The sequence below is a fragment of the Pseudofrankia sp. EUN1h genome, assembly GCF_001854645.1.
GTDB lineage: Bacteria > Actinomycetota > Actinomycetes > Frankiales > Frankiaceae > Pseudofrankia > Pseudofrankia saprophytica.
On sequence record NZ_MBLN01000071.1, the window covers coordinates 18,698 to 32,901 of the forward strand.

Consider the following 14,204-nt stretch of genomic DNA (forward strand, 5'->3'; position numbering starts at 1 on the left):
GCCCTTCCGGGCCGACGAAGCTCGCCCCGAACCTACCGGCCGCCCCGGCCCACCACAAACGCGCACCACCCCTGCACTGCGCGCACCACCGTCGTCTCCGCGACCACACCGGGCTGGCGCTCGGTGCGAGGCCGGCGCCGAGCGCCAGCGCTACGCGTAGCGCTCGAGGATGGAGGACTCGGCGAGGCGGGAGAGGCCCTCGCGGACGGCCTTGGCCCGGGTCTCGCCCACGCCCTCGACGGCCTGCAGGTCGTCGACGCCGGCGGCGAGGAGCTTCTGCAGGGTGGCGAAGTGGTCGACGAGGCGGTCGACGATCAGGCGCGGCAGGCGTGGGATCTTCGCGAGCATGCGGTAGCCGCGCGGGCTGATCTGGCGGTCCAGCACGTCGGCGCCGCCGCCGAGCCCGAGGGTCCGCGCGAGCGCGGTCAGGTCGAGCAGATCGGTCGCCGACATCGCCGCCAGGTCGGTGAGCACCTCTGCCGGGCTGCCGACCTTGGCGCTGGCGGGCAGGTAGTCGCGCACGGTCAGCTCGCGCTCGGTCTCGACGCCGGCCATCAGCTCCTCGAGCTGCAGCGAGAGCAGCCGGCCGTCCGTGCCGAGCTCGACGACGTAGCTCTCGATCTCGTCGGCGATCCGGCGGACCATCTCGAGCCGCTGCAGGACGGAGATCGCGTCGCGCACGGTCACGAGATCCTCGATCTCCAGGGCGGACAGCGTGCCGGCGACCTCGTCGAGCCGCATCTTGTAGCGCTCCAGCGTCGCCAGCGCCTGGTTCGCGCGGGAGAGGATCGCGGCCGAGCCATCGAGCACGTAGCGACGGCCGACGACGTACAACGCGATGATGTGCATCGACTGGCTTACCGAGATGACGGGCAGGCCGGTCTGCCTGGCCACCCGCTCGGCGGTGCGGTGCCGCGTCCCGGACTCCTCCGTCGGAATCATCGGGTCCGGCACCAGGTGGACCGCGGCGCGCACGATCCGGGCGAGGTCGGACGACAGCACGATCGCGCCGTCCATCTTGGCGAGCTCCCGCAGCCGGGTCGCCGAGAACTCCACATCCAGCTCGAAACCGCCGGTGCAGATCCCCTCCACGACCTTGTCGCGACCGAGGACGATCAGCGCGCCGGTGTGACCACGGAGGATGCGCTCGAGGCCGTCGCGAAAGGGGGTTCCGGGCGCCACGGCGGCCAGCGTGGCCCGGAAGACGTCATCCCCGGGTGGTCCTGCCATCGGGCTCCTCTACTCCTCCCGCCCAGAACCTCCGGACGAGCGACTATGCCGCCGCCCGTGCGCCGGCGCCGCGGCCAAGCTCTCTTACCACGTTCGCAATGCTATCGAGCCCGCGGGTACCACCATGGAGGGCCTCCACGCGCGACGGCCGAAAAACATTTGACCTAGCGAACAGGTCGCCCTAACCACACCTTGTTGCCCGAGCGGGCATCTCCCTGTCGAAACTTTGATGGATGCACACCTCGATGGATCGTCAGGTCACTCCGGACAGCCGCCGCCGGGCGGCCCTCCAGGTGAACATCTCGGTGAACACGCCGCCCGCGGCCGTTCCAGACCGCTATCCGGCATACATCTCGCCGATCGCGGTGGGCAGATCGGTAACCTCCGTCACCGTCATCCCTTCCGGGGTCATCCCGGACAGGCGGGGCACGAGCGCGCGCCGGAAGCCGAGCCTGGCCGCGGCCGCCAGCCGCCGCTCGACGCCGCTGACGGCGCGGATCTCGCCGGTCAGCCCGACCTCGCCGAGCGCGATCAGGTCGGGTGGGATCGCCCGCTCCTGCACCGAGCTCACCATCGCCAGCGCCACGGCCAGGTCCGAGGCCGGCTCGTACAGCCGCACGCCGCCGACGGAGGCCGCGAAGATGTCACTCCCCCCGAGGCTGGTGAATCCAGACCGCTTCTGCAGCACGGCGGTGATCATCGCGACGCGGGCGCCGTCGAGCCCGGACACCGCCCGCCGCGGCGGCAACGGGGCCGGCCCCGCGCCGCCCGACCCGCCGCCCCCGCCGGTTCTGGCGACGACGTTCTGCGGAGCGACGAGCGCCTGGACCTCGGCGACGAGTGGCCGACGGCCCTCGACCATCACGGTGACGCACACGCCCGGAACGGCGCTCGCGGTCGCACCTCGGGACAGGAACAGGCCGCTCGGGTCGGCGATGCCCCAGATGCCGTTCTCGTTCATCTCGAAGCAGCCGACCTCGTCCGTCGGCCCGTAGCGGTTCTTGACCGCGCGGATCATCCGCAGCGCGGTCTGCTGGTCGCCCTCGAAATGCAGCACCACGTCGACGAGGTGCTCCAGCAGCCGCGGGCCGGCGACCGTGCCCTCCTTGGTGACGTGCCCGACCAGCACCGTGGCGAGGCCGAGCGCCTTGGCCGTACGGATCAGCGCGGCGGCGACCTCGCGGACCTGGGTCACGCCACCCGCCACGCCCTCGGCGCCGGCGGCGGAGATCGTCTGTATCGAGTCGACCACCAGCAGCGTCGGCTTGACCTCCTCGACGTGGCCCAGCAGCGCCCCGAGGTCCGTCTCGGCCGCGAGCCACAGGTCGKGGTGCAGCGTGCCGGTGCGCCCGGCGCGCAGCCTGACCTGCGCGGCCGACTCCTCGCCGGTGACGATGAGCGCCCGGTGACCGGCCTCCGCGCTGCGCGCGGCGACCTCCAGCAACAGCGTCGACTTGCCCACCCCCGGCTCGCCGGCGAGCAGGATCACGGCGCCCGGCACGATCCCGCCGCCGAGCACCCGGTCGAGCTCGTCGACGCCGGAGGCCCGCCGGTTCGCCGGTGTTGGGTCCACCTCCGTGACCGGCTGGGCCGGAACGGTCACCGTGGCGGCCGCGGTGGCACCCGAGCCTGGCACGGCCGCCCGCCGCGGCGCGGCACGCTGCGCCTCGAGCGTCCCCCACGCCTGGCAGCGCGCGCAGCGCCCCGCCCAGCGAATCGACTCGGTGCCGCACTCGCTACACCGAAACCCACCGTCGGCCCGCGACCGGTTGGCCCGCCCGCCGGCCGTCTCGTTCCCGCTGGACCGCGAAACCGCCATGGCCCGACGGTAGCCAGCGGGTGCGACAATGTTGCTGGTTCGCTCCGTGCGGGCACGGCCCTCCGGCAGCCCGCTCGCCTGGCGGCTCGCGGGCTACCTCCGGGCCGTGTCCTCCTCCGCGAACGGGCGCTGCGGCGACCTCGCTGCGGCCCAACCACGTTCGCTTCGCTCTGTGGCCGGGCCTCCGCGAGGCGCGCCTCCGCGCCCGCACGGTCACCCGCCGCTGTAACGGCAAGATCACCGCTAGAGCGTCCGCGGGCTGATCACGCGCCTTGCAGCCGGAGGTTCTTTCGACTGGGCGCGCCGTCGGCTCAGCCGGCGGTGGAGGTGGCGCTGGTTCCCACGGTCGGGGTGGCGGTGGAGCCGGCCGTCGGGGTGGCGGTGGAGCCCGCGGACGGTGTCGCGGACGTCGCCGCCGGCGGGGTCGCGGTGGGTGTCGCGGACGCGGACGGCGTGGCGGTGGGCGTGCCGGAGGCGCCGGGCAGCGGCTCCTCGACCGGCACGTCCAGGGTGACGGCGCCGGCCTTGGCGAACGTGAAGGTCACCTTCGTCGCGGAGCCCACCGGCAGGTCCTTCTTCAGGCCGGTGAGGCTCGGAGCCGAGCCGTTGGCGATGTAGATCTGGCCGCCCGCCGGGGGCAGCGTCGCCGGGCTGCCGGGTGCGCCCCCGGCCGCGTCCGGTGACGAGACACTGACCAGTTCGTCGGCCTGGCTCCCGCCGTTGAACAGGGCCGAGATGACCTGGGCGTCCTCGCCGGCCCTGACCGGGCCGGCGACGTAGACGTTGCGCAGGTCGATGGTGCCGACGGCGCCGTTGGCGGTGTTCGTCGTCGTGCGCGCCAGGCCCGTCATCGCGTCAGTGCCGCTGGCACAGGCAGCGAGCGCCGGAGCGGACAGCAGCGCGGCGGCGGCCAGCGCCGCCGCCGTGCGGCGCAGCGAGCGGGCCGGGGCGACGCCCGCGGCGCGCGAGATGGGCGGGGCGGACGTGACGGCGGGACGGCGCGAAATGGCTGCGCTGCGCGCCCCCGGACGGCGGCTCACGGCTCGGTGACTCCTGTCGTGCGGGCGCGGCACCCGAACAGGGCGCCCGCGCTGGTCCAGTAGCGCAGCCGGACGACGAGACGGGCACGGCGACGGCCGCGCGGGGGCGCCTTGGGCTGCTCGGCGCTAAGACTAGCCACCTGGTATGCGGACGTGCCTCGCGCGGGCGGCGAGCCCGGGTGCGGTGTGACCGCTGCCTCGCCGGCGATCCGCCAGGCCAGGCCGGCGGCGGTTCAGGTAGTGCTCCGTCGCAGGAGGTCGCCGCCCGKGTCGGGTAGGTCCGCGACCCCGCCATGGATCAGGGCGGTACCRGTGCGTCAGCTCCGGTGCCGACACCGGTCGGAATCTCGCGATTGCCAACTACTCCGCTACGCCATGCCACCGTTTTGTCGGCGCGGAGTACACGGGCCGGTCACCGCGTGCGGCGACGGAATGCGACGCGCCGAAGTCTCGGTCCGGTTTGGGCCGGCGGAACTGAGCCGCCGCGCGTCTCGGCCTTCGGTGCGGGGCCACGCGGCGTGTTCATGAACGGTCCGCCGGGCGCCGTTCGACCGGGACATGACGGCGGTGTGGCCGCGCGAGTGTGGCGAGCGTTTCAGCAGGTCGGGACGCGGGTCGGACAGTTCGGTCAGACCAGCCGGACGGCTTGACCGAAGCGGCGCAAGCCGACGCCGGGCGGTGTTCGTGGTTGGCGGAGCGTGGCCAGAACGCTCCGCTGCGGCGGACCAGAGCGGCCCCGTCGACCGCGCGCGACCCCGCATGCGTCTGACCTGCAGCGATGCGTGCGTGTTACGCTGGTAGAGGCGGAAGGGGCACGTGACACATGGCTTTCCAAGTCGGCGAGACCGTCGTTTACCCGCATCACGGGGCTGCTCTCATCGATGCGATTGAAACGCGCGTCATCAAAGGTGAAGAGAAACTCTATCTCGTGCTCAAGGTGGCTCAGGGCGACCTGACCGTGCGCGTACCGGCCGACAACATCGGCATGGTTGGCGTGCGCGATGTCGTCGGCCAGGACGGCCTGGAGCGCGTCTTCGAGGTGCTGCGCGCGCCGCACACCGAGGAGCCGACCAACTGGTCGCGCCGGTACAAGGCCAACCTCGAGAAGCTGGCCTCGGGCGACGTGAACAAGGTGGCCGAGGTCGTTCGCGACCTGTGGCGACGTGACCGGGAGCGCGGCCTGTCGGCCGGCGAAAAGCGGATGCTCAGCAAGGCTCGGCAGATCCTCGTCAGTGAGCTTGCCCTCGCCGAGGGCACCAACGAGGACAAGGCCGAGGCCATGCTCGACGAGGTCCTTGCCGGTTGACCACGTCTCAGCTAGCTCGCTGACCCTCCGGGTCAGACGAAGCGGGTCGTCTCGCCTGCACGCAGGTGTTGGGACGGCCCGCTTTGCCATGCCCGGAGTCGGGCCCAGCGGGTCGGTCCAGCCGCGCGGATCAGGGCCGGCCAGTCGGACGAGGCAGGGCCGGCCCGGTGGGACGGCCCTGGCCGGGCGGCTGGCACGATGGCGGTGATGAACGGGAAGCAGGGTAAGGCGGGCACGGCGGACACGTGGGCGACCGATGGGCGTCCGTTCGCCGACGTCGTGCTCGAGTGGTACGGGCTGGTGGCGCGGGATCTGCCCTGGCGGCGGCCGGAGGCCGGGCCCTGGGGCGTGCTCGTCAGTGAGGTGATGCTGCAGCAGACGCCCGTGAACCGGGTGCTGCCGGTCTGGGCGGCCTGGCTCGCGCGCTGGCCCGACCCAGCCGCGCTCGCGGCGGAGCCGGCCGGCGAGGCCGTTCGAATGTGGGGGCGTCTTGGCTACCCGCGCCGGGCGCTGCGCCTGCACCAGGCGGCGACCGCCATCGTCGAGCGGCACGGCGGCGCGATCCCGGACGGCCTCGACGATCTGCTCGCCCTCCCAGGTATCGGCACTTACACGGCCCGCGCGGTCGCCGCGTTCGCGTTCCGGCAGCGCCATGCGGTGGTCGACGTGAACGTCCGGCGTCTGTTCGCCCGCGCGGTCGAGGGCGCCGCCGAGGGTCCCGCCACGGTCAGCCGTCGCGACCTCGCCGCCGTCGAGAACCTGCTGCCGGCCGATCCGGAGACCGCCGCCCGGGCCAGCGCCGCGTTCATGGAGCTCGGCGCGCTGGTCTGTGTCGCCCGGGCACCCCGCTGCGACGGCTGCCCGGTCCGGGAACGGTGCGCGTGGCTGCTCGCCGGCAGCCCACCCCACGACGGCCCGGCCCGGCGCCCGCAGGGCTACGCCGGCACCGACCGCCAGGTGCGTGGCCGGCTGCTCGCCGTGCTGCGAGACGCGGACGGCCCCGTCGACGCGGCCCTGCTCGACGCCGTCTGGGACGAGCCGGTCCAGCGGGAGCGCGCCCTGCGCGGCCTCCTCGACGACGGCCTCGCCGTCGCCGTCGGGCCTGGCAGGTACGCGCTGCCCGGCGATGTCACGGCGAGTCTGTCGGTCTGACCCGCGGCGCGATCAGGTCGTGGACCGCGTCGGCGGTCGCCGGGTGATCCGCCAGCAACCGGGCGACCTCGGCAACACCCGGATAGGTACGCCCGGCATCGGCCGGGTCCACCGCGGGCACGGTGGAGGCCGGACGGTCCGACCAGGGCGCGACCCACGCGTCCAGGTCCGCCAGGTTCCCGGGGAAGGTACGGCCCGCCTCGCGCACGAGCGTCGGTACCAGCTCGCCCGCGTGGTCACGCAGTGTCGTGACCAGTGTCGGCAGCCAGGGAAGCAGGACTGGGTCGGGCAGCCGCGCGAACGCCTTGGAGATCATCTCGACCGCGAACGGGGTAAGCGTCGGCACTGGCTCCAGGGCCTGGACGAGACCCGCCAGATAGCGCGGGAACGCCGGGACGGTGAGCGGGCCCGCGAGCAGGTCGTCGCAGCGCGCTCGCAGCTCGGCCATGGGCAACTGACCGAGCCGGGTCTGGGCGGCCCACAGCAGCGCGACCCGGGCCGGCTCCTCTGGATGGGACTGGCGCACGGCCAGCTCCAGCTGCGCGCGATCACAGCCGAGGGACAGCGCGAGGTTCTCCAGGGTCAGCAGGAAGCCGAGCATGGAGGCCACCTGGCGGACACCGACGTCCTCGGCGGTGAAGGCGGTCGGCAGCAGCGTGCAGTAGTGCGCGTACCCGCCCTTGACGAACTGCTCGCACCAGGCCGGCAGGCTCGGCTCGTTGACCCGGTAGTAGTCCAGCAGGCGGCGGATGCGGCGCAGCACCTCGGGCGCGTCGTCGACGGTCCGTTCGGTGGTGAGCAGCTCGACGGCGCGGGCGCCCAGCTCCTCGGCGAGGCGGCGGCTGTCGAGATAGACGATCGCGTCCTCGACGGCGGCGAGCGCGACCGCCGCGGTGGCCGTCGGCGCCCAGGCGGCGCGCCGCAGCCGCTGCTCCACCGCCTGCTCGATGGTGACCGCCTCGTAGCCCAGCTCGATCAGCACTCGCTGGTGCCGGCCGATCGCCACGTCCCAGCTCTCCTGGACGGAACGCTCGCCAAGCCGCCGTACCCCGAGGATGGGACGGATCGCCCCATCTGGCAGCAGGTAACGCAACATCCACAGCAGGTGCGAGCACTCGGCCAGCTCGGGGCTCGCCGCGAGGTCGATCAACACCCGTTGCACGGTGCGCTTGTCCAGATCGAGCCCAAGCGGGGCAAGCCGGTCGTAGACGTCCTGGGCGAGCGGCGGGAGCGCGTCGTAGCCGACCTGGCCGATCCGGTCTCCGCCGAGCAGGATCTCGCACAGCCGCCGCACGTCACGGCGGCCGGGAACGACGTCCTTCTCGATGCAGGTGACCGCCGCGTCCTGGAAGTCGTACGGCGTGGGGCGGGCCCGGTTGCGCAGCCCGGCGAGCAGGATCGAGGTCTCGAACACGGCGATCGCGTCGGCGGTGCTGGCGAGGTAACCGCTTCGGCGGGCCAGCCTGACGATGTCCACGGACCAGCCGAGCAGCTCGGCCTCGTCCAGCCCATCGAGCGCCGGCGGCCGTTCGAGGAAGCCCACCAGGGGCTCGGCAGCGCCGCCCGGCCCGTCCCGGCCTTCGGCGCCGCCGGCCTGGCGGCCGTCGGGACCGGTCCTGCCCGGCCCCGTCCCGCCCGTCCTGGCCACCTTCGCGGGCCGGGCGCGGCGGCCCGTGGCGCGACCGTCGGTGAGCTGGAACGGGGTGACGCCCGAGCGGGTCAGCGCCTTCGCCCAGGTGGCCCGCGCGATCGACACGGATCCGCCGGCGAGGCCGAACTGCGCCTCGATGGCCGAGTGGCTGGACGGGATGAGCCCATACATCCAGCGGGTGGCCGTCACCGGGCCGATCTCGTAGGTCTCGTGGATCTCGTGGATCTCCTGGCCGGGCGGCTCGACAGCCGGCTCCCGGCGGGGCGGCTCCCACCCGGGCGGACCGGCGAGCGTGCCGAACTCGGGGACGCGGCTGACGGCGTGAAACGCGCCGCAGACGTAGAGGCACTCCGACCGGTCGACGCCGGACCGGGCCAGGTGCTCCCGGATCCGGGTCCACATGTGGCGCTCGCGTTCCTCGTCCCGGGCCAGCCGGTGGCCACCGCCCGCGGGCGTCATCCGCCGGAACAGGCTGCCGATGAGCGTCATCGCCTGCCGGTAGGTGTCGTAGTCGGCGACCGCCAGTGGCTGCTCGACGTACTGGTCCCACCATTCCGACCAGTGCCGGACCCGCCCGTGCCGCAGCAGGAACTCCTCCAGCTCGGCGAACCGGGGGCGCAGGTCGCCGATCTCGATGCCGACCGCGTCGCCGTGTAGCGCCGCCTCGTCGCCGCGGTCGGGGTCCGCGGGCTCGGCGGCCCCCCCGCCCCCGTCCGGCGCGTCCCGCGGTGCCGGGCGGGCGCTGGCCGCCGCCTCGGCCGCCGCGCGTTCCTCCCACTGGAAGAGGTGGTCGGTCGACCAGTCGACGAGCACGAGCTCGACGTCCGGCGTCTCGAGCGCGTAGGCGATCGCCTGGTACTCGGCGGAGGCCTCGGTGATCGGCGCGACGATGCTCAGTGGGCCCCAGCCGGCGGGAAACCCGGCCAGCTCGTGGGCGAACGCCTGCGGCGCCACCGGCAGCCGGCAGTTGCGTAGCTCACCGAGCAGAGGCCGCAGATCCTCGCACAGCTCCAGGTAGATGACTTTCGGCCGCTTCTCCCACAACCGGCTGGCCATCGCCAGTGCCGACGCCGGCGAGTGGTGGCAGACGGGGAAGATCTCGAGCGGCTCGCGCAGCGCCCAACCGACGTCATCGACCAGGCCGGCCATGATCTCGGCTAGCGCGGTCGAATCCGCCGCGAACGCCGCCGCCGCGTCGACGAGCCTTTCCCGCAGCACGCCGAAGGGCTCAGCGGAGCTGGTAGAGCCGGTCGAGCTGGCAGAGCCGGCGGAACCGTTCGTGACCTTGGTGTGCCCGTGGGCGCGATCCGCGTCGAGGCCGCTGGCCGGTCCGCCGTGCACGCGCGCCGGGCTCACGACAGGGTCGCGATCGCCTGACGGCCGCCTTCGAGGAAGTCCGGCCACAGCCCGCCGTCCTTCTTGCTGCGCGGCTCGACGACACCGTGCCAGTACTTGTTGAGGATGGCGAGATCCTCGGGGCTGCGGCGGGCGAGCGAGCCGACCAGCGAGCTCGCGAGGGCGCCCGCGCCCAGCACCCGCTCCCCGAAGAACTGGCTGTGCAGGATCGCGTCCTCGAGCACGCCGATCTGCTCGGCGGTGGAGAGGGCCGATTCGAGCTTCTCGTCATCGCTGGTCGCCGAGGCCGCGGCGGCCCGCAGGTCGGCGAAGCTCTGCAGCAGGATGTCGAGCAGCGTCGGCGGGACGTCCAGCTCGATCTGGTGGCGGCGCAGCAGCTCCGTGGTGCGGAACCGGACGATGTCTGCCTCGCTGCGCTTGTTCGTCACCACCGGGATCCGGACGAAGTTGAACCGGCGCTTGAGCGCCGAGGAGAGGTCGTTGACACCCCGGTCACGGCTGTTCGCTGTCGCGATGATCGAGAATCCCGGCTGGGCGAACACGGTGTTGTCGCTGTCGAGCTCGGGAATCGAGACGTACTTCTCCGACAGGATCGAGATCAGCGCGTCCTGGACGTCGCTGGTCGACCGCGTGAGCTCCTCGAACCGGCCGATCATGCCGCGTTCCATGGCGGTCATGATCGGCGAGGGGATCATCGACTTCCTGGACTGCCCCTGCGCGATCACCATCGAGACGTTCCACGAGTACTTGATGTGGTCCTCGGTGGTGCCGGCGGTGCCCTGGACGACCAGCGTCGAGTCACGGCTGATCGCCGCCGCGAGCAGCTCGGCGAGCCAGCTCTTGCCGGTCCCCGGGTCCCCGATCAGCAGCAGGCCACGGTCGGACGCGAGCGTCACGATGGCGCGCTCGACCAGGCTCGCCTCGCCGAACCACTTCTGGTCGACGCCGCGGTCCAGGCGGTCGGAACGCTGGGAGCCGAGGACGAACAGGCGGACCATCCGCGGGCTCAGGCGCCACGAGAAGGGCTTGGGCCCGTCGTCGACGGACTCCAGCCAGTCCAGCTCGTCGGCGTACTTGACCTCGGCGGGGGCACGCAGCATCTCGGCGGTCATACGTGGGTCTCCACGGGTGTCGGCGTACGGATACGGGAAGTCGAGAACGAGGTCGAGAACGAGACGAGAACGACCAGGAGAACGAGCACGTCAGGCGAGGAAGCTCTTCAGCTCGAAGACGAGCTTGCGGACGTGGCCCGAGATCACGGGCGTGCCCAGGTCCTTGAACCGGTCACGGAACCAGGGGTTCACGCTCTGGCGGCCGGAACTGTTCACCGATCCGACCGGGATGAACCGCACACCGGACCGGTGGACCGATTCGATGGCGTCGAACAGCGGCTGGGACCGGTCGAACTCGTAGAAGTCCGAGATCCACACCATGGCCGTGTTCCGCGGATCGACGATCTTGGGGCGGGCCATGGCCATCGCGACCGGGCCGTCGTTGCCGCCACCGAGGCTGGTACGCAGCAGGACCTCGAACGGGTCGTGCACCCAGGGTGTGAGGTCGAGCGCCCGGGTGTCGTACGCGATCAGGTGGACGTCCACCTTGGGCAGGCCCGCGAAGATCGACGCCAGGATGGTGCAGTTCACCATCGAGTCGACCATCGACCCGGACTGATCGACCACGACGATCATCCGCGCCGGCGTCGTCCGCCGGGCCGTCTGCCGGTAGTACAGCCGGTCGACGTAGAGGCGCTGGTCGTCGGGATTCCAGTTGGTCAGGTTCCGCCAGATCGTGCGGTCCAGGTCCAGGTTGCGGTACACCCGCTTCGGCGGCACCGAACGGTCGATCGTCCCGACGCTCGCCTTCTCCACCTGGGTGCGCAGCACCTCGGCGACCTCGTCGACGAACCGGCGGATCAGGGACTTCGCGTTGGCCAGCGCGACACCCGACAGGTTGCTCTTGTCCCGCAGCAACTGCTCGATCAGGGACATGCTCGGCGTGAGCTGGCTGGCGAGGGCGTTGTTCGCCAGCACCTCGCGCAGGTGCATCCGGCGCACCAGGTCGGCCTCGATGTCGCCGAGCACACCACCCAGCCCGGCCGTCGCGTCGCCGTCGCCGGTGCCCGGCCCGCCGAGCGCCTGCCTGAGCCAGCCGGCGTCGCTCTGCCAGCCGGCGAGCCGACCGGCCGTGACGCCGCCCGACCCGGTCGCGAACACGTTGAGAAGCAGTTTCGACATCAACGCCGCGCTGCGCACCTCCGCCTCACCGACGGGAGCGCCGGGCACGTCGGCGGCCTCGTGCCCGGGTGACGCGGGCTCGTCGCCGGTCGTGCCCCGCCGTTCGAGCAGGCCCGGGATCTGATCGGCCAGCGCCGGGAAGCGCTGCACGATGGTGTCGATGGACACGGCCGGGTCGAGCAGCGCAGGCGGCAGGCCGAGATCCTCGACGACGGCGACGCTCGCCGACTCCAACGCGGGCTGCTCGTCCGGCGCGAAGATCCGGGCCAGCAGCCGCCAGTACAGGACCTGGCGACGGTTCTCGAGCGCCGCGACGTCGAGGTCCATGGACTCCTCGCCGATCGGGTTCGGGATCGGGTTCATCGGCGCAGCAACCGTCCGGCCCGCTCGCGCAGCACGGCGACGGCGTCACCGTTCTTGGCCCGCGTCTTCGCGATCTTCGGATCGGGGGCGCCGAGAGCCCAGTCGCCGGCGTGGGCCGTCACCGGCTTCTTCCTGACGACGGCCTGGGCCGCCAGCGGCCGAAGCCACCACCGGTCGTCGTCCCAGCGCAGCAGCCCCAGGCAGGCGGACGAGGCGGCCAGCAGCGCCGGTGTCAGTGGACCGAGGCTCGACGCAGGGTCCACGGCCGGGTCGGCCTCGACGACCAGCGCCGTTCCGGCCAGGTCGAACGTCAGCGTCCGGGTGACCTCGTCCAACGCGGTCTTGTACCCCTCGATCAGAACGGGCTCGGTGATCCGGACCGGATGCCGGTCGAGCGGCGCGGGAGCCGAGGACACCGTCTCCGCCAGCCGTACCCGGGCGGTGACGAACGGGTCCGCGGCGTCACCGAGACGGGCGGCGTCCTCCCGCCAGACCAGATCGCCGCTGTCGAGCGACACCATGTCCGCGACCTCCAGCACCCGGTGCTCGGCGAGCGCGCCCAGCAGCACCGGGTAGTCCGCGAACAGGCGCCACAGCGCCGGCCCGACCAGGGTGTCGACCTTCGCGACGGTCACGCCGGTACGCACGAGCCGGGGCCGACCGCCGGCGCCGCCTTCCGCGGCGGGTTCCAGGATGGCGTGGACCTGTACCCGCGCGGCGGTGTCGTGCTCGGCCACCTCCGCGCCCAGCACCAGGAGCCGCCCGGACACCAGGCCCGTGGGCTCGCCGCCGGCCGGCCCGGCCGGTGGCGACCAGTCGCCACGCCAGGCCAACAGCAGCGCCCGCGCCCACAGATCGGCCCAGCGCCGGACCGGCGGGCCGGCGGCCGTCCCGACCTGGCCGGACGCGCGCAGCTCCGCCGCCAGCCCGTCGAGCAGCACCGCCAGCCGGCGCAGCCGCGGCTCGGCCAGCGCGGCCTGGCGGGCCTGGGCCGACGACGAGACGACGTCCTCGTCGACGCCACGCCAGCCGGTGATGGCCACGTCCCGCAGCCAGGAGCGGCATCCGGCGAGCGCCGGTTCCCAGTCCGGCGGCGGTGGCGGCGCGATGGGTCCTCCCACCGGTTCCCCGGTCAGCCTGTCCCGGCCCAGGGCAGCGTCGAAGCTGGCGAGCAGGGCATCGTGCGCGGCGCCCAGCACCGCGGCCCGCGCGCCGGCGAGCGCGACCAGCGCCTCGTCGGTGACCGAGCCCGCCACGATCTTCTCGGCGGCGTCGCGGGCGGCCGGACCCATCGGCGTCGCCGCCACCGCGCCCGCCAGGGCACCTAGCGCGTCACCGCGGGCCGCGTCGAGCCGCCCGAGGCCCTCCACCAGGACGTCGTCGAAACCGTCGACCAGGGCGAACGCCTCCGCGACCCCGGCGGGCGCGGCGCCGGCGAGCGCGTGGAGCTGCGTGGCGAGCATCTACAGGACCGCCCGCCCGGCCGGGAACCAGTCCAGCTCGGGGACGGGCAGGGCGACGTCCGGCAGCTCCAGGTAGCCGAGGTGGCGCAGGAACCCGCTGAACACGGAGGCCGCCTCCAGCCGGGCGCGCTGGCCCCGCAGGCGTGACACGACGTCGTCCGCGGACATGGCGTCCTCGGCGCCGTCGACGCGCAGGTACCGCGCCACCCGCCCGCCGCCGTACTGGAGCACCGCGGCGTCGACCAGGGCGCGCAGGTGGTTGCACAGCCCGGCACTGGTCAGCCCGCCGCACGGGCGGTTGTTGTTCGTGCCGCAGCTGTACTCGTGCGTCCCCGCGACGATCGACGAGACGTACACCCGCCCGATGTCCGAGCCGCTCGACACGACTCCCCGCAGCCGGCCGTCGGCCAGCTCGACGAAGGGCACCTTCGCCAGCGCCCGCGGCTCGACGGGCGGCACCACCCGCCCCACACCGCGCCGGCGCGTGTCACGCCCCTGCGCACCGCCAGCACCCACCGCACCGCCAGCACCCACCGCGCATCGACCTCCGCCGGCCCGACGACTCGTCCCGTCTGCCGCTACTTGTATCG

Annotated in this window: 11 protein-coding genes; 2 read left to right on the forward strand and 9 right to left on the reverse strand. The window is 73.1% G+C overall.

Annotated elements, in window-relative coordinates; genetic code table 11:
* Positions 1–150 precede the first annotated feature (150 nt).
* The 4 genes from disA to BCD49_RS43725 form a co-directional block, all read right to left on the reverse strand.
* Positions 151–1,230 carry a DNA integrity scanning diadenylate cyclase DisA gene (gene disA / locus BCD49_RS27195; RefSeq protein WP_007512324.1) on the reverse strand — a complete coding sequence of 360 codons (1,080 nt, stop codon included), beginning with the start codon at positions 1,228–1,230 and terminating at the stop codon, positions 151–153.
* 337 nt (positions 1,231–1,567) lie between these two features.
* Positions 1,568–3,049, reverse strand: a complete 1,482-nt coding sequence (radA, locus tag BCD49_RS27200; protein WP_071042052.1) for a DNA repair protein RadA — start codon at positions 3,047–3,049, stop codon at positions 1,568–1,570.
* 311 nt (positions 3,050–3,360) lie between these two features.
* Positions 3,361–4,089 carry a hypothetical protein gene (locus tag BCD49_RS27205; protein WP_007512328.1) on the reverse strand — a complete coding sequence of 243 codons (729 nt, stop codon included), beginning with the start codon at positions 4,087–4,089 and terminating at the stop codon, positions 3,361–3,363.
* Positions 4,086–4,229 carry a hypothetical protein gene (locus BCD49_RS43725; protein ID WP_157845189.1) on the reverse strand — a complete coding sequence of 48 codons (144 nt, stop codon included), beginning with the start codon at positions 4,227–4,229 and terminating at the stop codon, positions 4,086–4,088. The genes BCD49_RS27205 and BCD49_RS43725 overlap by 4 nt, the downstream gene beginning before the upstream one ends.
* Before the next feature lie 683 nt (positions 4,230–4,912).
* Between BCD49_RS43725 and BCD49_RS27210 the strand changes: the two genes are divergently transcribed.
* Complete coding sequence (locus tag BCD49_RS27210) at positions 4,913–5,395, forward strand: CarD family transcriptional regulator (protein WP_007512332.1); 483 nt, start codon at positions 4,913–4,915, stop codon at positions 5,393–5,395.
* Between the two features lie 198 nt (positions 5,396–5,593).
* Positions 5,594–6,547, forward strand: coding sequence for an A/G-specific adenine glycosylase (locus tag BCD49_RS27215; RefSeq protein WP_007512333.1), 954 nt, complete (start codon positions 5,594–5,596; stop codon positions 6,545–6,547).
* On the opposite strand, the gene BCD49_RS27220 is transcribed toward BCD49_RS27215, so the two are convergent.
* The 5 genes from BCD49_RS27220 to BCD49_RS27240 all read right to left on the reverse strand — a co-directional run bounded on the left by BCD49_RS27220 (position 6,525) and on the right by BCD49_RS27240 (position 14,148).
* Complete coding sequence (locus tag BCD49_RS27220) at positions 6,525–9,416, reverse strand: hypothetical protein (protein ID WP_051466724.1); 2,892 nt, start codon at positions 9,414–9,416, stop codon at positions 6,525–6,527. The genes BCD49_RS27215 and BCD49_RS27220 overlap by 23 nt on opposite strands.
* Positions 9,417–9,550: 134 nt before the next feature.
* Positions 9,551–10,666, reverse strand: coding sequence for an ATP-binding protein (locus tag BCD49_RS27225; RefSeq protein ID WP_007512337.1), 1,116 nt, complete (start codon positions 10,664–10,666; stop codon positions 9,551–9,553).
* Positions 10,667–10,756: 90 nt separating this feature from the next.
* Complete coding sequence (locus BCD49_RS27230; RefSeq protein ID WP_027140365.1) at positions 10,757–12,115, reverse strand: VWA domain-containing protein; 1,359 nt, start codon at positions 12,113–12,115, stop codon at positions 10,757–10,759.
* A 32-nt stretch (positions 12,116–12,147) separates the two neighbouring features.
* On the reverse strand, positions 12,148–13,614 hold the full coding sequence (locus BCD49_RS27235; RefSeq protein WP_007512341.1) for a hypothetical protein: 1,467 nt from the start codon (positions 13,612–13,614) through the stop codon (positions 12,148–12,150).
* On the reverse strand, positions 13,615–14,148 hold the full coding sequence (locus BCD49_RS27240) for a hypothetical protein (RefSeq protein ID WP_007512343.1): 534 nt from the start codon (positions 14,146–14,148) through the stop codon (positions 13,615–13,617). It abuts the gene before it with no gap.
* Positions 14,149–14,204: the final 56 nt, after the last annotated feature.

Excerpts from the sequence above, each read along its gene's own strand:
- disA (WP_007512324.1), bottom strand. The coding sequence starts at position 1,230 with ATGGCAGGACCACCCGGGGATGACGTCTTCCGGGCCACGCTGGCCGCC.
- BCD49_RS27210 (WP_007512332.1), top strand. The coding sequence starts at position 4,913 with ATGGCTTTCCAAGTCGGCGAGACCGTCGTTTACCCGCATCACGGGGCT.
- BCD49_RS27215 (WP_007512333.1), top strand. The coding sequence starts at position 5,594 with ATGGCGGTGATGAACGGGAAGCAGGGTAAGGCGGGCACGGCGGACACG.
- BCD49_RS27225 (WP_007512337.1), bottom strand. The coding sequence starts at position 10,666 with ATGACCGCCGAGATGCTGCGTGCCCCCGCCGAGGTCAAGTACGCCGAC.
- BCD49_RS27230 (WP_027140365.1), bottom strand. The coding sequence starts at position 12,115 with ATGGACCTCGACGTCGCGGCGCTCGAGAACCGTCGCCAGGTCCTGTAC.
- BCD49_RS27235 (WP_007512341.1), bottom strand. The coding sequence starts at position 13,614 with ATGCTCGCCACGCAGCTCCACGCGCTCGCCGGCGCCGCGCCCGCCGGG.